This is a genomic window from Pseudomonas sp. EYE_354 (genome assembly GCF_023148575.1).
GTDB lineage: Bacteria > Pseudomonadota > Gammaproteobacteria > Pseudomonadales > Pseudomonadaceae > Aquipseudomonas.
Window position 1 is genome coordinate 117739 of sequence record NZ_JAHXNQ010000004.1, and the last position, 21611, is coordinate 139349.

At 62.3% G+C, this 21611-nt stretch carries 22 protein-coding genes; 10 read left to right on the forward strand and 12 right to left on the reverse strand.

What is annotated here, in order from left to right; translation table 11 throughout:
• The first annotated feature begins 5 nt into the window (after positions 1-5).
• The 7 genes from KZX66_RS06975 (at position 6) to KZX66_RS07005 (ending at position 7301) form a co-directional block, all read left to right on the forward strand.
• On the forward strand, positions 6-878 hold the full coding sequence (locus tag KZX66_RS06975; protein ID WP_248077852.1) for an SDR family oxidoreductase: 873 nt from the start codon (positions 6-8) through the stop codon (positions 876-878).
• A 3-nt stretch (positions 879-881) separates the two neighbouring features.
• Entirely contained in the window at positions 882-2498 is a 1617-nt protein-coding gene (gene atuC, locus KZX66_RS06980) for an acyl-CoA carboxylase subunit beta (protein ID WP_248077854.1), read from the forward strand.
• Between the two features lie 16 nt (positions 2499-2514).
• Positions 2515-3672, forward strand: a complete 1158-nt coding sequence (gene atuD, locus KZX66_RS06985; protein ID WP_248077856.1) for an acyl-CoA dehydrogenase family protein — start codon at positions 2515-2517, stop codon at positions 3670-3672.
• Complete coding sequence (locus KZX66_RS06990; protein WP_248077858.1) at positions 3669-4430, forward strand: enoyl-CoA hydratase-related protein; 762 nt, start codon at positions 3669-3671, stop codon at positions 4428-4430. Before atuD ends, KZX66_RS06990 begins: the two co-directional genes overlap by 4 nt.
• A gap of 23 nt (positions 4431-4453) precedes the next feature.
• A complete protein-coding gene (locus tag KZX66_RS06995; protein ID WP_248078188.1) occupies positions 4454-6337 on the forward strand; it encodes an acetyl/propionyl/methylcrotonyl-CoA carboxylase subunit alpha in 1884 nt (627 codons plus the stop codon).
• Between the two features lie 73 nt (positions 6338-6410).
• Positions 6411-6953, forward strand: coding sequence for an exonuclease domain-containing protein (locus tag KZX66_RS07000; RefSeq protein WP_248077860.1), 543 nt, complete (start codon positions 6411-6413; stop codon positions 6951-6953).
• A gap of 63 nt (positions 6954-7016) precedes the next feature.
• Positions 7017-7301, forward strand: coding sequence for a pyrimidine/purine nucleoside phosphorylase (locus KZX66_RS07005; RefSeq protein ID WP_058424671.1), 285 nt, complete (start codon positions 7017-7019; stop codon positions 7299-7301).
• A gap of 63 nt (positions 7302-7364) precedes the next feature.
• Here KZX66_RS07005 and KZX66_RS07010 read toward each other — a convergent pair whose 3' ends face one another.
• The gene (locus tag KZX66_RS07010) at positions 7365-8171 is read right to left on the reverse strand and encodes an MOSC domain-containing protein (RefSeq protein WP_248077862.1); all 807 of its coding nucleotides are present in this window, start codon (positions 8169-8171) and stop codon (positions 7365-7367) included.
• A 40-nt stretch (positions 8172-8211) separates the two neighbouring features.
• Positions 8212-9147 carry a chemotaxis protein CheV gene (locus KZX66_RS07015; RefSeq protein WP_248077864.1) on the reverse strand — a complete coding sequence of 312 codons (936 nt, stop codon included), beginning with the start codon at positions 9145-9147 and terminating at the stop codon, positions 8212-8214.
• A gap of 557 nt (positions 9148-9704) precedes the next feature.
• Here KZX66_RS07015 and KZX66_RS07020 point away from each other — a divergent pair.
• The 3 genes from KZX66_RS07020 (at position 9705) to KZX66_RS07030 (ending at position 12074) form a co-directional block, all read left to right on the forward strand.
• On the forward strand, positions 9705-10154 hold the full coding sequence (locus tag KZX66_RS07020) for a hypothetical protein (RefSeq protein WP_248077866.1): 450 nt from the start codon (positions 9705-9707) through the stop codon (positions 10152-10154).
• A 370-nt stretch (positions 10155-10524) separates the two neighbouring features.
• Positions 10525-11418 (forward strand): sensor histidine kinase, encoded by an 894-nt coding sequence (locus KZX66_RS07025; RefSeq protein ID WP_248077868.1) that lies wholly within the window; start codon positions 10525-10527, stop codon positions 11416-11418.
• A complete protein-coding gene (locus KZX66_RS07030; protein ID WP_248077869.1) occupies positions 11415-12074 on the forward strand; it encodes a response regulator transcription factor in 660 nt (219 codons plus the stop codon). The genes KZX66_RS07025 and KZX66_RS07030 overlap by 4 nt, the downstream gene beginning before the upstream one ends.
• On the opposite strand, the gene yegS is transcribed toward KZX66_RS07030, so the two are convergent.
• From yegS to KZX66_RS07080, 10 genes are all read right to left on the reverse strand, one after another.
• The gene (gene yegS, locus KZX66_RS07035) at positions 12033-12953 is read right to left on the reverse strand and encodes a lipid kinase YegS (RefSeq protein ID WP_248077870.1); all 921 of its coding nucleotides are present in this window, start codon (positions 12951-12953) and stop codon (positions 12033-12035) included. The genes KZX66_RS07030 and yegS overlap by 42 nt on opposite strands.
• A gap of 132 nt (positions 12954-13085) precedes the next feature.
• Positions 13086-13481 (reverse strand): DUF2802 domain-containing protein, encoded by a 396-nt coding sequence (locus tag KZX66_RS07040; RefSeq protein ID WP_248077871.1) that lies wholly within the window; start codon positions 13479-13481, stop codon positions 13086-13088.
• The gene (locus KZX66_RS07045; RefSeq protein ID WP_005790025.1) at positions 13482-13964 is read right to left on the reverse strand and encodes a chemotaxis protein CheW; all 483 of its coding nucleotides are present in this window, start codon (positions 13962-13964) and stop codon (positions 13482-13484) included.
• 81 nt (positions 13965-14045) lie between these two features.
• On the reverse strand, positions 14046-14846 hold the full coding sequence (locus KZX66_RS07050) for a CheW domain-containing protein (RefSeq protein WP_248078190.1): 801 nt from the start codon (positions 14844-14846) through the stop codon (positions 14046-14048).
• 2 nt (positions 14847-14848) lie between these two features.
• Positions 14849-15637, reverse strand: coding sequence for a ParA family protein (locus KZX66_RS07055; RefSeq protein WP_248077872.1), 789 nt, complete (start codon positions 15635-15637; stop codon positions 14849-14851).
• Positions 15638-15687: 50 nt separating this feature from the next.
• A complete protein-coding gene (gene motD, locus KZX66_RS07060) occupies positions 15688-16575 on the reverse strand; it encodes a flagellar motor protein MotD (RefSeq protein WP_248077873.1) in 888 nt (295 codons plus the stop codon).
• A 64-nt stretch (positions 16576-16639) separates the two neighbouring features.
• The gene (locus tag KZX66_RS07065) at positions 16640-17380 is read right to left on the reverse strand and encodes a flagellar motor protein (RefSeq protein WP_248077874.1); all 741 of its coding nucleotides are present in this window, start codon (positions 17378-17380) and stop codon (positions 16640-16642) included.
• Entirely contained in the window at positions 17380-18513 is a 1134-nt protein-coding gene (locus KZX66_RS07070; protein ID WP_248077876.1) for a chemotaxis response regulator protein-glutamate methylesterase, read from the reverse strand. The genes KZX66_RS07065 and KZX66_RS07070 overlap by 1 nt, the downstream gene beginning before the upstream one ends.
• 48 nt (positions 18514-18561) lie before the next feature.
• Entirely contained in the window at positions 18562-20802 is a 2241-nt protein-coding gene (locus KZX66_RS07075; RefSeq protein ID WP_248077878.1) for a chemotaxis protein CheA, read from the reverse strand.
• A gap of 11 nt (positions 20803-20813) precedes the next feature.
• Positions 20814-21602, reverse strand: coding sequence for a protein phosphatase CheZ (locus tag KZX66_RS07080; protein WP_248077880.1), 789 nt, complete (start codon positions 21600-21602; stop codon positions 20814-20816).
• Positions 21603-21611 lie beyond the last annotated feature (9 nt).

Below are 21611 nucleotides of genomic sequence, written 5' to 3' on the forward strand. Positions count from 1 at the left end.
CTGCCGTGGCCTTCGATTCAATCTTCAAAGCCGACCTGTTTCACGGGCAGACCGTGATGGTCACCGGTGGCGGCAGCGGTATCGGCCGCTGCACCGCCCACGAGCTGGCGGCCCTGGGCGCCCAGGTGGTGCTGGTGGGGCGCAAGCCGGACAAGCTGCAAACCGTCGCGGCAGAAATCGTCGAAGACGGCGGCAGCGCCCATTGGCAGGTGTGTGACATCCGCGATGAAGAGGCGGTGAAAGCACTGGTCAGCCGGATCCTTCACGCACACGGTCCCATCCACGGCTTGGTCAACAATGCCGGGGGCCAGTACCCCTCCCCGCTGGCATCGATCAATCAGAAAGGCTTCGAAACCGTGCTGCGCACCAACCTGGTGGGCGGCTTTCTGGTGGCCCGCGAAGTGTTCAACCAGTCGATGAGCCGTCACGGCGGCGCCATCGTCAACATGCTCGCCGACATGTGGGGCGGCATGCCCGGCATGGGGCACTCGGGGGCCGCCCGCGCGGGCATGGACAACTTCACCAAGACCGCCGCGGTCGAGTGGGGCTGCGCCGGGGTGCGGGTCAACGCGGTGGCGCCGGGCTGGATTGCGTCCAGCGGCATGGACACCTACGAAGGCGCGTTCAAGGCGGTGATCCCCACCCTGCGCGAGCATGTGCCGCTCAAGCGTATCGGCACCGAATCGGAAGTCAGCGCGGCCATCGTGTTCCTGCTCAGCCCGGCTGCGGCGTTTATCAGCGGCAGCACCCTGCGCATCGACGGCGCCGCCAGCCTGGGCAGCCGCGCCTGGCCGCTGCACAAGGCACAGCCGCCGAGCGCGGCGTTCAATGGTTTCCACCGCGCCTATCTGCCGGATGTGCTCAAGGAAGGGACCTGAACCATGCCGCTGATCGAAAGCCTGATCGACCCCCACAGCCCGCAGTTCGTGCAGAACCGCGATGCCCTGCTGGCGAGCATCGAGCACCTGCGCCAACTGGAGCAAACCCTGCTGGACAAGGCCCAGCAAGCCAAGCCCAAGTTCGACAGGCGCGGTCAACTGCTGCCCCGCGAGCGCCTCAACCTCTTACTGGACCCCGGTGCACCGTTTTTGGAACTGGCGAGCCTGGCCGGCTATAAGCTGCACGATGACAAGGATGGCAGCGCGGCCGGTGGCGGCTTGATCGCGGGTATCGGCTATGTCAGCGGCGTGCGCGTGCTGGTGGTGGCGAACAACAGCGCGATCAAGGGCGGCACCATTTCCCCCAGCGGCCTGAAAAAATCCCTGCGCCTGCAACAGATCGCCCTGGAAAACAAACTGCCGGTGGTGACCCTGGCCGAGAGCGGCGGCGCCAACCTCAACTATGCCGCCGAGATTTTCGTCGAAGGCGCGCGCAGCTTTGCCAACCAGGCGCGTATGTCGGCCATGGGCCTGCCGCAAATCACCGTGGTACACGGCTCGGCCACGGCGGGCGGGGCTTATCAGCCGGGGTTGTCGGATTACGTGGTGGTGGTGCGCGGCAAGGCCAAGCTGTTTCTCGCCGGGCCGCCGCTGCTCAAGGCCGCTACCGGCGAAGTCGCCACCGATGAAGAACTGGGCGGCGCCGAAATGCACGCGCAGATAGCCGGCACCGCCGAATACCTGGCGGAAAACGACGCCGATGGGATCCGCATCGTGCGGGAGATCGTCAGTCTGCTGCCTTGGAATGCCCACCTGCCGCCGGCGCCGGCACGCATGTTCAAGGAGCCGCTGTATGCCATCGACGAACTGCTGGGCCTGATCCCCGATGACCCGAAAAAGCCCTACGACGTGCGCGAGATCCTGGCGCGCCTGGCCGACGGTTCCAATTTCCTCGAGTTCAAAGGCGAGTTCGACGCCCACACCGTCTGCGGCCACTTGCACATCCAGGGCCGTGCCGTGGGGGTAATCGGCAATAACGGTCCGATCACCCCCCAAGGGGCGATCAAGGCCGCGCAGTTTATCCAGCTGTGTGACCAGAGCCGCACGCCGCTGCTGTTCCTGCACAACACCACCGGTTTCATGGTGGGCACCGAGTCGGAGCAGCAGGGGGTGATCAAGCACGGCGCGAAGATGATCCAGGCGGTGGCCAATGCACGGGTGCCTAAACTCACGGTGGTGGTCGGTGGCTCGTACGGCGCGGGCAACTATGCGATGTGCGGGCGAGGCCTGGACCCGCGCTTTATCTTCGCCTGGCCCAACAGCCGCACGGCCGTCATGGGTGGCGCCCAGGCGGGCAAGGTGCTGCGCATCGTTACCGAGGCCAAGCAGTTGAAAGACGGTTTGGTGCCCGACCCCAAGGTGCTGGATATGCTGGAGCAGGTCACCGCGCAGAAACTCGACAGCCAATCCACTGCGCTGTATGGCACGGCAAACCTGTGGGATGACGGGCTGATCGATCCACGCGACACCCGTACCCTGCTCGGTTTTTTGCTGGATATCTGCCATGAAGCCCAGGTGCGGGAACTGCAACCCAACAGCTTCGGTGTGGCGCGTTTCTAACAGGAGAACAAGAACAATGATCTTCACCCAGGAACACCAGGAACTGCGCCGCACCGTGCGCGCCTTCGTCGACCGCGAGATCAACCCCCATGTGGATGAATGGGAAAAGGCCGGGCGCTTTCCCATCCACGAGATTTTCCGCAAGGCCGGCGACCTGGGCCTGCTGGGCATTTCCAAGCCCGAACGCTTTGGCGGCATGGGCCTGGACTACAGCTACTCGATCGTCGCCGCCGAAGAATTCGGCACCATCCACTGCGGCGGCATCCCCATGTCCATCGGCGTGCAGACCGACATGTGCACCCCTGCCCTCGCCCGTTTCGGCTCGGATGAACTGCGCGATGAATTCCTGCGTCCCGCCATCAGCGGCGAGCAAGTGGGCTGCATCGGGGTCTCGGAAACCGGTGCCGGTTCGGACGTGGCCGGGCTCAAGACCCACGCGCGCAAGGACGGCGCCGACTACGTGATCAATGGCAGCAAAATGTGGATCACCAATTCGCCAAGCGCCGACTTTATCTGCCTGCTGGCCAACACCTCGGACGACAAGCCGCATATCAACAAGTCGCTGATCATGGTGCCGATGAACACCCCCGGGATCAGCGTCAGCCCGCCCCTGGAAAAGCTCGGCATGCACAGCTCGGAGACCGCCCAGGTGTTTTTCGACAATGTGCGTATCCCCCAGCGCAACCGCATCGGCCATGAAGGCGCGGGGTTCATGATGCAGATGTTGCAGTTCCAGGAGGAACGTCTGTTTGGCGCGGCCAATATGATCAAGGGCCTGGAGTACTGCATCGACAGCACCATCGCCTATTGCAAGGAGCGCCAGACCTTCGGCAAAGCGCTGATCGACAACCAGGTGATCCACTTCCGCCTCGCGGAGCTGGCCACCGAGATCGAATGCCTGCGGGCGCTGGTCTACCAGGCCACCGAGCAGTACATCAAAGGCCAGGACGTAACCCGCCTGGCCTCCATGGCCAAACTCAAGGCCGGGCGCCTGGGTCGCGAGGTCAGCGACAGCTGTCTGCAGTACTGGGGCGGCATGGGGTTCATGTGGGACAACCCGGTCGCGCGGGCGTATCGCGACGTACGCCTGGTGTCGATCGGCGGCGGCGCCGACGAAATCATGCTGGGCATCATCTGCAAACTGATGGGCACCCTGCCGGGGAAAAAATCATGAACACCCTGCTGCTCGAATCCCATAACGGTGTGCTGCACATCACCCTTAATCGCCCCGAATGCCGCAATGCCATGAGCCTGCAGATGGTCAACGAACTGCATGCGGCCTTGGCGCAGTTGGACAGCCAGGTGCGCGCCGTGGTGATCAGCGGCGCGGGCGGGCACTTTTGCGCCGGCGCCGATGTGAAAGACATGGTCAGCGCGGGTGATCAATTGGCCGCGCTGAACCGCGCTTTCGGTGCCTTATTGCAAGCGGTCGAAGCCCTGCCGCAGGTGGTGATTGTGTTGCTGCAAGGCGCCGTGCTGGGCGGTGGCTTCGGCCTGGCCTGCGTGAGCGACATCGCGATTGCCGACCACAAGGCCCGCTTCGGCTTGCCCGAAACGAGCCTGGGCCTGCTGCCGGCGCAGATTGCGCCGTTCGTGGTCAAGCGTATCGGCCTGACCCAGGCGCGTCGCCTGGCCCTCACGGCCGCGCGCTTCGATGGCGTGGAAGCCGAGCGCCTGGGGCTGGTGCATTTCACCGAACATGACCCCCAAGCCTTGGCCGAACGACTCGATCAGGTGCTGGGCCAGGTCTTGCAGTGCGCACCGGGGGCCAATGCGCGCACCAAGGCGCTGTTGCTGGCCAGTGTCGAGCAGCCGTTGGGGCCTTTGCTGGATCAGGCCGCACAGTGGTTTGCCGAGGCGGTGAGAGGTGAAGAAGGGATTGAGGGCACGCAGGCGTTCGTGCAGAAGCGCCAGCCGGGGTGGTGCATATGACGCCTCCACCACGGGACAACGCCATGGGGGCGTTCAGCAAAATCCTCATCGCCAACCGCGGCGAAATTGCCTGCCGCGTCCAGCGCACCGCTCACGCTCTGGGTTACCGCACGGTGGCGGTCTATAGCGATGCCGATGCCGAAGCGCTGCATGTGCACATGGCCGACGAAGCCGTGTGTATCGGCCCGGCCCCCGTGCAGCAGTCCTACCTGAACATCCCGGCCATTCTTCACGCGGCAAAGATCACCGGCGCCGATGCGGTGCACCCCGGTTACGGTTTTCTTTCTGAAAATCCCGCGTTCGCCAAAGCGTGCTTCGACGCCAACCTCACCTTCATCGGCCCCAGCGTCGAAGCCATCGAATTGATGGGCAGCAAGCGCCTGTCGAAACTGGCCATGCTCGACGCCGGCGTGCCCTGCATCGCCGGCTACCAGGGCAGTGACCAGGACGACAGCACCCTGCAACAGCAGGCTGAGCGCATCGGCTACCCGTTGATGATCAAAGCCAGCGCCGGCGGCGGTGGGCGCGGCATGCGCCTGGTGCAGCAACCCGAGCAGCTGCTGGAGCAACTGCGCACCGCGCGTTCCGAAGCGCTGAACGCCTTCGGCAGTGATGAGCTGATTCTGGAACAGGCGCTGATCGAACCGCGTCACGTCGAAATCCAGCTGTTCGGCGACAGCCACGGCCACCTGATCTACCTCGGTGAGCGCGACTGCTCGATCCAGCGCCGCCATCAAAAAGTCATCGAAGAAGCGCCCTGCCCGGTGATGACCGCCGCCTTGCGCCAAGCCATGGGCGAAGCCGCGCTCAAGGCCGGCCGTGCGGTGAGCTACGTGGGGGCCGGCACTGTGGAGTTCCTGCTCGACCGCCACGGCCAGTTCTATTTTCTGGAAATGAACACGCGCCTGCAGGTCGAGCACCCGGTCACTGAGCTGACCACCGGCTTCGACCTGGTGGCCTGGCAACTGCAGATCGCCGCCGGCCAGACGCTGCCGGTCACCCAAGAGCAAGTGACGCTGACCGGCCATGCCATGGAAGTGCGCCTGTACGCCGAAGACCCGGCACGCGGCTTCGTACCGCAAACCGGGGACGTGCTGCGCTGGGAACCGGCGCCCGGTGTGCGGATCGACCATGGGCTGCGCGAAGGCGACACAATCAGCCCGTTCTACGACGCCATGCAAGGCAAGATCATCGCCCACGGCGCCACTCGTGAAGAGGCGCGGCGCAAATTGCTGCGCGCGGTGGAAGATACGCGGCTGCTGGGCGTCGCGACCAACCAGCAGCTGTTGATCGACGTGCTCAAGCATCCGGGCTTTATCAACGGCGATTTCAGCACCGGGTTTCTCGCCGAGCACTTCAATGTCATAGCGCAGCCGACGGTCACCGATGAACAACTGGCCCTGGCCGCTGCGCTGTTCCATCAACACAGTGCCGACCTGCACCCGCACGGCCTGGCGGGGTGGCGGAACAACGCCAGTGTGCCCAACACCTTGCGCCTTGAGGTCAACGGCGACATTCACAGCGTCACCGTAGCCCCGCTGCACCTGACCACCGACGGCCGCCACGCGACCCTGGTGCGCGACGGCATCCGCCGCCGCATCGCCTATCACCTGGACGGTGATCGGCTTTGGCTGGCGGGCCTGAGCGTGACCAACCGCACTCACCAGGTCGCCAGCCGCCACGCCGACGCCAGCAGCGGCACAGTCAAGGCGCCGATGGACGGGGCTATTGTCGAGGTGCGCGTACAGGCCGGTGAGCACGTCAGCAAAGGCCAACTGCTGCTGGTGCTCGAAGCGATGAAAATGGAGCAGCCGCTCACGGCGGGCATCGACGGCATTATCAAACACGTGCGGGTCATGGCCGGCGATCAGGTGCGCAATCGTCAGGTGTTACTGGAGATCGAATAGGCCCTGGGCGGAACTACAAGGCCGGGCTACGCTCTATCCCCATCAAGAAGGGAAGAGTACGGGAACCTGCACGATGCCTCATTGGCTGATTATTGACCTTGAAGCCACAACGGATGAAGGCGGCTGGCCCGTGACGGAGATGGAAGTCATCGAGATCGGCGCAAGCCTGGTGAACCGCCAGGGCCGTGAACTGGATCACTTCCAGCGTTTTGTGCGGCCGTTGCGCCGTCCCTTGCTGACGCCCTTTTGTCGCCAACTGACCCACATCACCCAAGCGAATATCGACACGGCCGCGCCCATCACCGAGGTGTGGCCGCTGTTCGAGCGCTGGCTGGGCCGGCATCTCGGCCCTCTGGAAGGCTGGGCCAGTTGGGGCGACTATGACCGCGCGCAGCTTGAACTCGAATGGCAGCGCAACCGCTTGGCCAGTGCTCTGGCGCAAACGCCCCACGTGAACCTCAAGCAGCGCTTCGCCAAGGCCCGGCGCCTGGACAAACCCCTGGGGCTCAATGGTGCCCTGCAATTGGCGGGGATGCAGTTCCAGGGTCAGCAACACCGGGCACTGGAAGATGCGCGTAACACCGCACGCCTGCTGCCGCTGATTTTGCCGGTCTAGGCAGCTCCCCTGGCGTTGGGCATACTGGCCGACCTTTTCAGACCCTTTTCCGAGGATTGGCCCATGTTCAAAGTCAACGAGTACTTCGACGGCACCGTCAAGTCGATCGCTTTCGGCACCGCAGAAGGTCCGGCGACCATCGGCGTGATGGCTCCGGGTGAATACGAATTCGGCACGGCCCAGCGTGAAATCATGCACGTAGTCTCCGGCGCCCTGACCGTCAAACTGCCCGACGCCAGCGACTGGGAAACCTTCGCCGCCGGCAGCCAGTTCAACGTACCGGCCAACAGCAAGTTCCAACTGAAGGTCGCCGTGGACACCGCTTACCTGTGCGAATACCGCGGCTGAGGGTTACACCGCGCATAAAAATGCCCGTCTCGCAGGAGACGGGCATTTTTATGGGCTCGGGAATTATTCGAGGATCGTCACCGGCATGCCCACCTCCAGGCGCCCGAGACCATCGTTGACCAGGTTCTGGCCAAACATCACGTCACCGTCGCGCTCGCGATAGGTCTTGAGGGTGGCCAGGGGCTCACGGTCCGCACTGCGCTCGCCGCTGGCAGGGTCGATGGTGGTGAGGATGCAGCGTGAACAGGGCTTGACCACGCGAAACTCCACATCGCCGATGCGCACACGTTTCCAGCCATCTTCGGCGAACGCCTCACCGCCTTCGATCACCAGATTGGGTCGAAAACGCAGCATCTCCATGGGGCGGCCGATGCGCTGGGATACGTCGTCCAGCGACGCCTGGCCGATAAGCAACAGCGGGAACCCGTCGGCGAAGGCCACCTTGTCGTCGTCCTTGCCGTAGCCGTCTTGCGTGGTACGCGCCCGTTCGACCGGGACATGCACCAGTCGCGTCGGCTTGCCGATAAAGTCGCTGACCCAGGCCGCCGCCGCATCACCGGCGTCCGGCACGCGCAGGGTGTCGCGCCAGATGGTCACCCCGCGCAAGTCGGTGTCAGGGCCCGGCAGCGCCACCTCCACGGTGGCGTGCCCAGGCGAGCTGAGGGTCAGGCCGCCGGCGCTGCTGCACAAGGCCGACAACTGGCCCATCTTCGCCACCGCACGCTGCGTGAGGAAACGCCCGCTGGCCTCGTCCACCAGCATCCAGCGTCGATCCCCGGCCAGCCCGAGTTTATCCAGGCCAACGTGCTGCAACGTCTCGGCCTTGCCGGACTTCAAGGGGTAACGGTACAGCGCGCTGAGACGAAGCATGGGCCTGCATTCCTGAGGGGGCAAAGGTGCCACCCTAAGGTCAAGCCGAGGCTTCGTCCAGCATCAGTCGTTGACGCACGACATCCACCAGCTTGTCCGGCTGGAATTTGGACAGGAAGTTGTCGCATCCGACCTTCTTCACCATCGACTCGTTGAAGCTGCCCGACAGCGAGGTGTGCAGCACCACGTAGAGCTTGCGCAGGCGCGGGTCGTTGCGGATTTCGGTGGTAAGGCGATAGCCGTCCATCTCAGGCATTTCGGCATCGGTGAAGATCATCAGCAGCTTGTCGGTCATCACGTGGCCGGCATCGGCCCAGCCCTTGAGCATGTTCAGCGCCTTGAGACCGTCGCTGGCGATGTGCATCTTCACGCCCAACTGGCCGAGGGTGTCGCGCAGTTGCGACAGGGCGACGTTGGAGTCGTCCACCAGCAGTACTTCGCGGCCGCGGGCACGCTCCAGTACCGGGTCTTCGAGTTTTTCACGGGAGACCTTGGCGTTGTAGGGCACGATTTCGGCGAGGACTTTTTCCACGTCGATGATTTCCACCAACTGGTCATCGACCTTGCTGATGGCCGTGAGGTAGTGCTGGCGACCGGCACTGGTCGGCGGCGGCAGGATGGCTTCCCAGTTCATGTTGACGATACGGTCCACGCCACCGACCAGGAAGGCCTGCACCGAGCGGTTGTACTCGGTGACGATGATGGTGCTGTTCGGGCCCGGCACGAGCGGGCGCATGCCGATGGCCTGGGACAGGTCGATCACCGGTAACGTCTGGCCACGCAGGTTGACCACGCCACACACGAACGGATGACGCTGGGGCATCAGGGTGAGCTTGGGCAGTTGCAGGACTTCCTGAACCTTGAACACGTTGATCGCAAACAGTTGCCGCCCGAACAGGCGGAACATGAGGATCTCCAGGCGATTCTCACCCACCAGTTGCGTGCGTTGGTCTACCGTGTCGAGAATGCCGGCCATTAAATGCTCCTGGTGTGCGCTGGAAAGTGTGGCGCTAAGGGGATGTGCTGTTCACTTACGCTAGTTATCGGCGGCGAACGGCAGACCTTGACCCCTAGTAAAATGCCACGGAAACCAATTGATGTCACAATGACATCATGCTTTACTGCGCTGGCTGTTCCAGATGGCAATAGAGCACCGCTGCGCGACATTCAAATCGACGCTTGGTTCCGCTATATAAGGGATTCCCCTATACACAATCAGGCCCAACCTGATATTCGCAATATCTAATAGCCATTAATGTGACGCCATTCTCATTGCATGAATGGAGTCGGGCTTTTGTTTGCCATGCCAAGCCCACGGCCCACAGGCCTTTCAGACGTCCACGTCGCGGCCATTGAAGGTGTGCAACAAAGCCTGCTCACGGGGGCTGTGCACGCCCCTTGCCGTTATTCAAGTATTCGTCCTACTGAAAACTCAGAAGCGGCCTACATACTCCGGTTATATTTCAGCGCTAGTTTTACGCCATTCACCCGGTGCGACCTCTCATCACCCGAGCTTATGTTGTGGAGACTTGCATGATGAACGACGGTAACGAGTGGCAATCGGCACTTCCCGAGTTCCTGCACGAGGCGCAAAGCCTGCTGGCCAAATCGGAAGAGTGCCTGAGCCACCTGCATTTGATCCGAAACGACAGTGACGCCATCGACTGCATAAAAACCAGCCTGATCAGGCTGGCCGAAAAAGCCGATTGTCTGGCGCTGCTGGCGATCAGCGAATTCTCGCGGCACATACAATGCCTGATCGCCAATGCCGAAAACCCGCTTCAACTGCATGATCAAGCCCTTGACGCACTGCATGACTGCCTGACCTTGCTCGCGTGGCAGTTGGAGTTGATCGACGCAAAAACCGGTCAGCTGACATTGGACGAGACCGAACAAACCACGTTGATCGCCACGGTTGCCGTACAGATCCCGCAAAAGGGCTTGGGTCATAAACCGCAGCAACGTATGCATCACGCGTCTTGACGACTCAGCAGCTCGTACTCGACCTGTAGTTATCCGAAAACGACAAATTCAACCTATCTTTTGCAACTAAATATTGCGCAAAAAGATATCAATTAGCCACTAATTGTAACAACGATACAAACCGATTGAATTACGTTAACTTCCCCACTCCCTCAACTCCGGGTTTAGTATCCCGGGGTGTTCACGCGGTTAATAACCCGCAAGGCAAGGCACCAGGCGACCAACGGTAAGAGTGGTGGTACTATGCCCCCGCTCGAAGTGACTCAACTTCATGATGCAAATAAACGAATCAATAACGTACTCCAAACACAGCCCGGCCAATCGCCATGACCGGTCTTCCTGCAGTGAACCTTCATTGGCTCCATCCGCTATGCATGCCAGCCTAAAGACCCTCATCGCCAGGTCAACGTCCCGCAGCAATGCACGCCGTTTGATCCTCGCCCTGTGCCTTGGCTCGCTGCTGTTGAGCCTGTGGGCCTACAGTCAATCCGCGCCGCTGCCACTTCTGGTATTGCTGCTTAACCTGGCCACGCTGCTCGTGGTGGGCGCGCAACAGTGGTACTCGCGTAAATCCATCAAGTTCCACCCCCAGGAACTCGCCGAGCGCCTGCTGCAGGTGCAGGAAAACGAACGCCACCGCCTCAGCCGCGAACTGCATGATGACATCGGCCAATTGCTCACCGCCGCCAAGCTGCAAAGCGAATGGCTCAAGCGGCGCCTGCCGGATGAGCTGCAAAGCCAGTGCACGGTGCTGTGCAACACCCTGAATGAGACCCTGGCCAAGGTGCGCGACGTCTCGGCTATCCTCAACCCCCGGCAGCTGGCCAGCCTGGGCCTGGAAGCCAGCCTGCGGGCGCACCTGCTCAAAACCCTGGAAAATACCCCGGTGCACTGGAGCCTGGAATGCCACCAGCGGCTGACCGGCATTCCGGAAGAAATGGCCGTAGCGGCCTTTCGCATTACCCAGGAAGCGGTGACAAACATGCTGCGCCATGCCCAGGCGCGGAACTTGCTGGTGCGCCTGCAACGCCTGCCCGAAGGCCTTTCGCTGATTATCTGCGATGACGGCCAGGGTTTTTCACCCGCCATCAACCCCGGCCTGGAAGGGCAACGGGGCATGGCGGGTATGTCCGAGCGGGTTGATCAACTGGGCGGTCGCTTGTCCGTCAGCAGCCAGCCTAGCGAAGGCACGCGGATCGACGCGCTTTTCCCCTGGGCGCCGCGCGCCCTCGAACGGGCCAGTTCCCCTAAGGTTATCGAGTGACGTGCACATTACTGTTGGTGGATGACCACGTGCTGATCAGGGCCGGCGTACGCGCGCTGATCCAGGACATGCCCGGCTATACGGTGGTCGGCGAAGCCAGCGATGGCGCGCAATTGCTGGAGCAGTTTCACGCCTTGCAGCCCGATATCGTTCTGCTGGACCTCTCGATGAAACACACCGGCGGCCTGGACGCCTTGCAGCAACTCAAGCGCGTGTACCCCAACAGCAAAGTGCTGATCCTGTCGATGCACACCGACCCGGAACTGATCATGTGCGGGCTGGAGGCCGGCGCCCATGGCTACCTGCTCAAAGACACCACCGCCAACGAGCTGGAACACGCGCTGCTGGCGTTGCGCAACAACGAGCGCTACCTGAGCCCGGCCATCGCCCACACCGTGATCACCCAAGCCCTGGTACGCAGCGGCGGCGGCACCACCCCGGCAGGCCACAGCCATAACCTCACCGCCCGCCAACTGGAAATCCTGCGCCTGATCGTGCGCGGCAAGTCCACTCGGGAAATTGCCCACGGCCTGGGGCTGAGCATCAAGACGGTGGAAGCGCACCGCTCGCAAATCATGAAGCGTCTGCAGATTTTCGACGTGGCGGGCCTGGTGTTATTCGCCGTGCGTGAGCAGATCATCAGCCTGGACGACTAAGGGCGAACCCAGCGGCAGGTGCACGCGAAGCGCCGCCGGCAAGGCCTCAAAACGCAAATCCTCGCCCTCGAGCGGCTCGCCGTCGAGATTGATGTAAAGCCCTTCGGCCTGCCTGATCTGCACCCATGGCAAGCGTGCACGCACGAACATGGCGTCCAGGCCCCAGCCGTTGCTCATCAGCTCGCGCAAGGCGCCCACCACCTCTTGGGGCGCCGGCAGGATACTGACGTCGAGCAAGCCATCATCGGCCATGGCGCCGGGGCATAGTTCATGCCCACCGCCGGCCTGGCGACCGTTACCGATGCCCAGCGCCAGCAGCTCGCCTTTCCAGTGAAAGTCCGGCCCATCCAGCTCGGCATAGGCCGCCGTGAGCTCGCTGAAACGCGTCAACCCGGTGAACAGATAGGCGGCACCACCTAAGATTTTTTTCAAGTCTTCAGAGGTATTGGCAGTCACTTGGCTGCCGAAGCCGCCGGTGGCCATATTCAGGAAGATTTGCCCGCCGACACGGCCGAGGTCGATCGCCCGCGGCGGCACGTCCAGCAACGCCAGGGCCATAGCAGGTTCCAGCGGCACCCCCGCGGCCTTGGCGAAATCATTGGCTGTGCCCAGCGGCATCAGCACCAGGCTGGCATCGGTCCGGGCCTGGGCCATCGCTTCGGCGACATCGCGCAAGGTGCCATCTCCGCCACCCGCGATGATCCGGGTATACCCGGCGTCCAAGGCTTCTTCAACCAGGCGCCGGGCGTCGCCGCCCTCCCACGTGACCCGTACCGCCAACTCCCAGCCTTGCTCACGCCGGGCCTGCACGGCGGCGCGCACGTCCTCGTTGAGGGCCTGCTTGCCGTGAAGGATCAACAGTGCTTTGGGAGTGGTCATCGAGGGAAATCTCCTGGTTCAAAAGTGCTCGCAGGATGTGGACCTTGAACCAGTAGGGAAAGTGCAGCCGCAAGCGCCAAGTTATCAGCGGCAGGCCAAAACTCGACACATGCCGCTTGAAGCTCGAAGCTTTCAGCCGCCCTTATGCAACTTACTCATCAATTGCGCTTCGGCCTGGGTCAAGCCGCACGACTGGGTCAGCTCATCCACCGTCGCCCCCATGCCCACCAGTTTCGCCGCCTGGGCAAACGACAGGCTGGAGGGGTCACGCTGCTCGATCTGCGCCAGTTTGTCCGGCAACGGCCCGAGAATGGCGCGCAGTTCATGCACCTCATCCCCCACCTTCACCGCACTTTGCTGGTAGTGATCGACACGCTTGACCAGCTCCAGGATGCGCCGGTCCCGCAACGCATCGCGCTCGGCCTGTTGCAACGCCAGCTCCCGCTGCTGGCGCACGTAGCGCAGAAAAAACGCAAGTGTCCCGGCCCACAACAGGGCCAGGACAATCACCAGGGCCTCAAAGAACAATCAGATACTCTCCAGTTCCGACCATTCTTCTTCGCTCATCATCTTGTCCAGCTCAACCAGAATCAGCAGTTCGTTGTTCTTGTTGCACACGCCCTGGATGAACTTGGCCGATTCTTCGTTGCCCACGTTCGGCGCGGTTTCCACTTCCGATTGGCGCAGGTAAACCACTTCGGCGACGCTGTCGACCATGATGCCAACCACTTGCTTATCGGCTTCGATGATGACGATACGCGTGTTGTCGCTGACTTCGACGGTATCCAGGCCAAAGCGCTGGCGGGTGTCGATGACCGTCACCACGTTGCCGCGCAGGTTGATGATGCCCAGCACGTAGCTTGGCGCACCCGGGACCGGCGCGATCTCGGTGTAGCGCAGCACTTCCTGCACGCGCATCACGTTAATGCCGTAGGTTTCATTGTCCAGTTTGAAGGTAACCCATTGCAGGATCGGATCATCCAAACCTTGTGCAGACGCTGACTTGTTCATAGCTGTGACCCCTTCAAATGCCGATGTAGGCGGCGTGTGTACTTCTTTTGGCCTTACTCGCGCGCGGCCCTTATTGTTCAATCAACTGCGTTTGGTAACCGGCATCGCTTTGACGGCACCGCTGGCGATCAACTCGGCCAGTTCGGCGACGTCAAGCAACGCGCACATATGTTCGATCACGGTGCCCGCCAGCCAAGGCCGCTGGCCCCGGTGGCTGCGCCATTTAATTTCATTGGGGTCCAGGCGCAACGAGCGGCTGACTTGATGCACCGCCAGCCCCCATTCGTAGCCCTGCACCGAAATCACGTATTGCAAACCCTGGCGGAAGTCATCGCGGTAGCGGTCGGGCATCACCCAGCGCGCGGTGTCCAGCACCTTGAGGTTGCCGGCCTGGCTCGGCAGGATGCCAAGGAACCACTCCGGCTGCCCGAACAGCGGCGTCAGCTCCTGGCCTTCCAGAGAATAGATCGACCCCAGACACACCAGCGGTACCGCCAGGGTCAACCCGGCAACGTCGAACAGCAAACATTCGAACGGCTCGGCTGCCCAGGCCGGGCGGCCGTCACCGGTGACCGGCGGCGGCGTTATGCTCGGCGGCAGATGCACTTCCACGACGGGCTCGACCACCACTTGCGCCACCACGGCGGGGGCGCTCGGCACCACTACCGGCGCGACCACTTGCGCATCGCGGGCCTGCTCTTCCAGTACGGCCAGCTGGAACTCATCCAGCGTGCTCGCTGCCGGCACGTCCAGCGCAGGCTCGAGTACCAGGATCGGCTCCGGCAGTTCTTCCTCGGTCGCATCCTGCAACAAGGCATCCAGATAGGATTCCAGCGCCAGTTGCGGCCGGGTCTTGACCTTGAGTTCCACGGGACGGTTCATCATCAGGCCACCTGCGCCACAAGCTGCTGGGACAGCAGGTGTTTGAGTAACGCGCGATAGGCCAGAACGCCGCGGCTTTTACCGTCGAACTGCGACGGCGTGAGCCCGGCACGACTGGCATCGCGCAAGCGCGTATCCACGGGGATGTAACCGTTCCAGATGGTCTCCGGGTAGGCGTCGCGCAACACGCGCAAGGTACCCATCGACGCCTGAGTGCGGCGGTCGAACAGGGTCGGCACGATGCTGTACGGCAGTGCCTGTTTGCGCGAACGGTTGATCATCGCCAACGTGCTGACCATACGCTCCAGGCCCTTGACCGCCAGGTGCTCGGTCTGCACCGGGATCACCAATTGCTGGCTGGCCGCCAGGGCGTTGACCATCAGCACGCCCAGCAACGGTGGGCTGTCGATGATGGCGTAGTCGAAATCCTGCCACAGTTGCGCCAGGGTCTTGGCGATCACCAGGCCCAAACCGCTCTGCCCCGGCGACTGACGCTCAAGGGTGGCCAGCGCGGTGCTCGATGGCAGCAGGGAAATACTCTCGCTACTGGTGGGCAGCAACAATTGGCCGGGCAAGTCGCTCGGCACACTGCCCTTGTGCAGGAACAGGTCGAAACAGCTGTGCTCCAGGGCATCCGGGTCGTAACCGAAATAGCTGGTCATCGAGCCATGGGGGTCGAGGTCAACCACGACCACGCGCTTGCCCGCTTCGGCCAGCAAGCCGGCTAAGGCGATGGAGGTGGTGGTCTTGCCGACCCCACCTTTTTGATTGGCAACTGCCCAGACTCTCATTCGGATGGTTCCTCCCGGTGGGCACATGCGCGACCGAGACATTGCATAAGTTATTGAGCCGGTGACGGAGAATTGACGGCACTCTGCCGAACCGGCGGCTTAACAGGGGCCGGTGCAGTTTGTGTGCCAGCACGCTTCAAAGCCGCGTCCGGTGTTGCATTGGCGGTGCCCGTACCGGTCAGGCTACGGCGCACATCCAGGTTTCGTGAGACCACCAACACCACTCGACGGTTGCGCGCGCGGCCTTCGAACGTGGCGTTATTGGCCACCGGCTGGAACTCGCCATAACCCACCGACGCCAGGCGCCCTGGGTTCACACCCTGCATCGCAAGCATGCGCACGATGCTCGCGGCACGCGCCGAGGACAGCTCCCAGTTGGTCGGGTACTGCGCCGTGCTGATCGGCACATTGTCGGTAAAGCCTTCGACATGCACCGGGTTGTCGAACGGTTTGAGGATCGCCGCCACCTTGTCGATGATGGTGAACGCCTGGTCGCTGGGCATCGCATCGGCACTGGCGAACAGCAGGCTGGAATTAAGCTCGATCTCGACCCACAACTCGTTGCCGCGCACAGTCATCTGGTTGGAGCTGATCAGGTCGCCAAACGCCGCGCTGATGTCATCGGCGATGCTTTTGAGCGGGTCGCTGGTGCCGCCCACGCCGGCAGCGGTTTCATCACTGTCGTTAACCAGCGGTTTGGCCGGCGTCACGGTCCTGGGCCGCTCTTCACCGATAGGGATCGGCTTGAGTGCGCGATCGGTATCGTTGAACACGCCGATCAGCGCCTGGGAAATGACTTTGTACTTGCCTTCGTTGATCGACGAGATGGAATACATCACCACAAAAAACGCGAACAGCAGGGTGATGAAATCCGCGTAGGACACCAGCCAGCGTTCGTGGTTAACGTGTTCTTCAGGCTCGCGACGGCGACGGCTCACAGGCAGGCACCTCTCTGTACACAACGTTCGTAGCCGCACTGCCACAAGTAAGTGTTCATGCCCATCAATCCATGAAGCCCTGGAGCTTGAGTTCGATGGAGCGTGGGTTCTCGCCCTCGGCGATCGACAGGATCCCTTCGAGCAACATTTCGCGGTAACGCGACTGGCGCATGGCAATCGACTTGAGCTTGCTCGCCACCGGCAGCAACACCAGGTTGGCACTGGCAACCCCGTAAATGGTGGCGACGAACGCCACGGCGATGCCGCTGCCCAGTTGCGAAGGGTCGGCGAGGTTGCCCATCACATGGATCAACCCCATCACTGCACCGATGATGCCGATGGTCGGCGCATAGCCGCCCATGCTTTCAAAGACTTTGGCGGCGTTGATATCGCGGCTTTCCTGGGTGTAGAAATCCACCTCGAGAATGCTGCGGATAGCCTCCGGCTCGGCGCCGTCCACCAGCAATTGCAGGCCTTTGCGTGCGTAGCTGTCGGGCTCGGCATCGGCCACGCCTTCCAGGCCCAGCAGGCCTTCCTTGCGTGCGGTGAGGCTCCAGTTGACGACACGGTCGATGCCGCCCGCCAGGTCCACGCGCGGCGGGAAAATGATCCAGATCACAATCTGCATCGCACGCTTGAACGAACTCATCGGCGATTGCAGCAAGGCGGCGCCCACGGTGCCGCCAATCACAATCAGTGCCGCCGGGCCGTTGGCCAGGGCGCCAAGGTGGCCGCCCTCCAAGTAGTTGCCGCCAATGATCGCGACAAACGCCATGATGATGCCGATCAGGCTCAACACATCCATCAGAGGCAGGCCTCCACCAGATGCTTGCCGATATCGTCCAGGCTGTAGATGGCGTCGGCCAGATCAGCTTTGACGATCGCCATGGGCATGCCATAGATCACGCAGCTGGCTTCGTCCTGGGCCCAGATCGCACTGCCGCCCTGCTTGAGCAGGCGCGCGCCTTCGCGGCCGTCGGCCCCCATGCCGGTGAGCACCACCGCCAGAACTTTGTCGCCGTAAGACTTGGCTGCCGAACCGAAGGTGATGTCCACACACGGTTTGTAGTTCAGGCGCTCATCGCCCGGCAGGATTTTGATCGCGCCACGCCCGTCAACCATCATCTGCTTGCCACCGGGGGCCAGCAGCGCCAGGCCAGGGCGCAGGATGTCGCCGTCCTCGGCTTCCTTGACGCTGATGCGGCACAGCTTGTCCAGACGCTCGGCAAACGCCTTGGTAAAGGCCGCAGGCATGTGCTGGATCAACACGATCGGCGCCGGAAAGTTGGCCGGCAACTGGGTCAACACCCGCTGCAACGCCACTGGGCCACCGGTGGAGGTGCCGATGGCGACCAGCTTGTAGGCCTTGCGCTTGGGTGCCGGCGAATGCGCGGCAGCAGGCGCGGCGGCGCGTACCGGCGGCGCGGCAGGCCGTGCAAGCGGTGCTGGCGCCGGGCGGCCGAACGTGGAACCGGTGGGCGCAGCAGGTGCCGCCACCGGTGCCGGAGTGGGCGCCGGCGCGCTGAACAAGCTGCGACGGTTACTGCGGGAAATGCTGTGGACTTTCTCGCACAGCAGTTGCTTGACCTTCTCGGGATTGCGCGAGATGTCTTCGAAATTTTTCGGCAGGAAGTCCACCGCCCCCGCGTCCAGCGCATCGAGGGTCACTCGGGCGCCTTCGTGGGTCAGCGAGGAAAACATCAAAACCGGGGTCGGGCAGCGTTGCATGATGTGCCGAACTGCCGTGATGCCATCCATCATCGGCATCTCGTAGTCCATGGTGATCACATCCGGCTTGAGCGCAATGGCTTGATCAATCGCCTCTTTGCCGTTGGTGGCCGTACCGACCACCTGGATGCTTGGATCGGCGGAAAGAATTTCCGAGACGCGGCGGCGGAAGAAACCTGAATCGTCCACCACCAGGACCTTGACTGCCATAAACACTCCGTTAGGTGGGGCAGGCTTTACCGCCCTGCCCCACCAGAATCAAATACGCCGAGCGGCGTAACGCTTGAGCATGCTCGGAACATCGAGAATCAGCGCGATCCGACCGTCACCGGTGATGGTCGCACCCGACATGCCCGGGGTTCCCTGCAGCATTTTGCCCAAAGGCTTGATGACCACTTCTTCCTGACCCACCAGTTGATCGACGACAAAGCCGATACGCTGGGTGCCCACCGAGAGAATCACCACATGGCCTTCGTGCTGCTCCTCATGGGCGGCCGATGCAACCAGCCAGCGCTTGAGGTAGAACAGGGGCAATGCCTTGTCGCGTACGATCACCACTTCCTGGCCGTCCACCACGTTGGTGCGCGACAGGTCGAGGTGGAAAATTTCGTTGACGTTGACCAGTGGGAAGGCGAAGGCCTGGTTGCCCAGCATCACCATCAGGGTCGGCATGATCGCCAAGGTCAAAGGCACCTTGATCACGATCTTCGAGCCCTGGCCCTTGGTCGAGTAGATATTGATCGAGCCGTTGAGCTGGCTGATCTTGGTCTTCACCACGTCCATGCCCACGCCACGGCCCGACACGTCGGAGATCTCGGTCTTGGTCGAGAAGCCAGGGGCGAAGATCAGGTTGTAGCACTCGGTGTCGGTCAGGCGATCGGCAGCGTCCTTGTCCATCACGCCACGCTTGACCGCGATATTGCGCAGAATGGCCGGGTCCATGCCTTTGCCGTCATCGGTGATCGACAGCAGGATGTGGTCGCCCTCCTGCTCCGCCGCCAGAATCACTTTGCCGCCGCGGGACTTGCCCGAGGCTTCGCGTTCTTCCGGGGTTTCCACGCCGTGGTCGACGGCGTTGCGCACCAAGTGGACCAGCGGGTCGGCCAGGGCCTCGACAAGGTTTTTGTCGAGGTCGGTTTCTTCACCCACCAGTTCCAGGTTGATCTCTTTCTTCAGTTGACGCGCCAGGTCACGAACCAGACGCGGGAAGCGGCCGAAGACTTTCTTGATCGGCTGCATCCGCGTTTTCATCACCGCGGTTTGCAGGTCGGCAGTGACCACGTCGAGGTTCGACACGGCCTTTTGCATGGCTTCATCGCCACTGCTCAAGCCCAGGCGCACCAGGCGGTTACGCACCAGTACCAGTTCGCCGACCATGTTCATGATGTCGTCCAGACGCGCGGTATCGACCCGCACGGTGGTTTCGGCTTCACTGGCCGGTTTGTCCGCAGCCGGTGCAGCGGCTGCGGCGGCACGCGCTGGCGCCGGCGCTGCTGCCGGGGCAGCCGCAGGTTTGGCGGCGGCAGGCGCAGCGGCTTTGGCCGGGGCAGCCGCTTTAGCGGCAGCCGGGGCTGCTGTGGCGACGGCGCCGGTCGAAGGCACCTCGCTGAACTTGCCCTTGCCGTGCAAATCGTCCAGCAGGGCTTCGAATTCGTGATCGGTGATCAGCCCATCACCGGCAGGCGCTGCACTGGCGGCAGGCGCTGCGGCGGTAGCGGTGGCCGCGACTGCCGGCAGGGCGTCGGCAGCAAACGTGCCTTTGCCATGCAGTTGGTCGAGCAACGCTTCGAATTCGTCATCGGTAATGTCAGTGCTGACAGGCGCGGCAGGCGCCTGCTCACCGGCCGGCGCAGTTGCAACCGGCGCCACCGCATCGGCGGCGAACTGGCCTTTGCCGTGCAATTGGTCGAGCAGCGACTCGAACTCTGCGTCGGTGATGTCTTCGCTGGTCGGCTCCGCTGGCGAGGCTACGGCGGCCGGCGCTTCGGCTTCGGCCTTGACGGCGCTGAGGGAGTTGAGCAGCTGCTCGAACTCGCTGTCCGTGACGTCCGCTTCATGCTCGGCCACCGGCTCAGGCGCCGCTTCAACCACCGGCGCTGCCGTGGTGTCCGCAGGCTCTGCGTAGCGTGCCAGGGCCGCGAGCAGTTCCGGCGTTGCCGCGGTGATCGGGGCACGTTCACGCACCTCGCTGAACATGCCGTTAACCGCATCCAGTGCTTCGAGAATCACGTCCATCAACTCCGAATCAACGTGACGCTCACCCTTGCGCAGGATGTCGAACACGTTCTCGGCGATGTGGCAGCACTCCACCAGCTCATGGAGCTGGAGGAAGCCGGCGCCCCCTTTTACAGTGTGAAAACCGCGAAAAATTGCATTGAGCAGGTTCGCATCATCCGGACGGCTTTCCAGCTCGACCAGTTGTTCGGACAGTTGCTCTAAAATTTCGCCGGCCTCTACAAGGAAATCCTGAAGGATCTCTTCATCGGCGCCGAAGCTCATGTGGGTGCTCCTTAGAAGCCTAAACTGGATAACAGGTCATCTACGTCATCCTGACCTGACACAACGTCTTCACGTTTATCGGCATGAATCTGCGGACCTTCACCCTTGGCGAGATGTTTTTGTGGATCTTTTTCCGAGAGGATCGCTTCGCGGTCATGTTCGATGCCGGCAAAACGGTCAACCTGGCCTGCCATAAGCACCAGTTTGAGCAGGTTGCTCTCCACTTCGGTGACCAGTTGAGTCACACGCTTGATCACCTGACCGGTGAGGTCCTGGTAATCCTGGGCCAGCAAAATATCGTTGAGGTTGCTGGACACCGTGCGGTTGTCCTGCTCGCTGCGCGACAAAAACCCTTCAACCCGACGTGCCAGCTCACGAAACTCTTCAGCTCCCACTTCCCGGCGCATGAAGCGGCCCCAGTCGTTGCTCAGGGCCTGGGCTTCAGTGGCCATGCCGTTGACCAGGGGCGTGGCGTTTTCCACCAGGTCCATGGTGCGGTTGGCCGCCGCCTCAGTCAGCCTGACCACATAGGACAGGCGTTCGGTGGCATCCGTAATCTGCGAGATTTCTTCGGCCTGGGGCATGTGCGGGTCAATCTGAAAATTGACAATTGCACTGTGCAGCTCGCGTGTGAGCTTGCCCACTTCCTGGTACAGGCCGCGGTCACGGGTCTGGTTGAGCTCATGGATCAACTGCACCGCGTCGCCGAAATGGCCTTTTTCAAGGCTGTCGACCAACTGGTGAGCATGCTTTTTCAGGGTTGACTCAAAGTCTCCCAGTGTCGTTTCTTTATGCTCCATAGCTCCCCC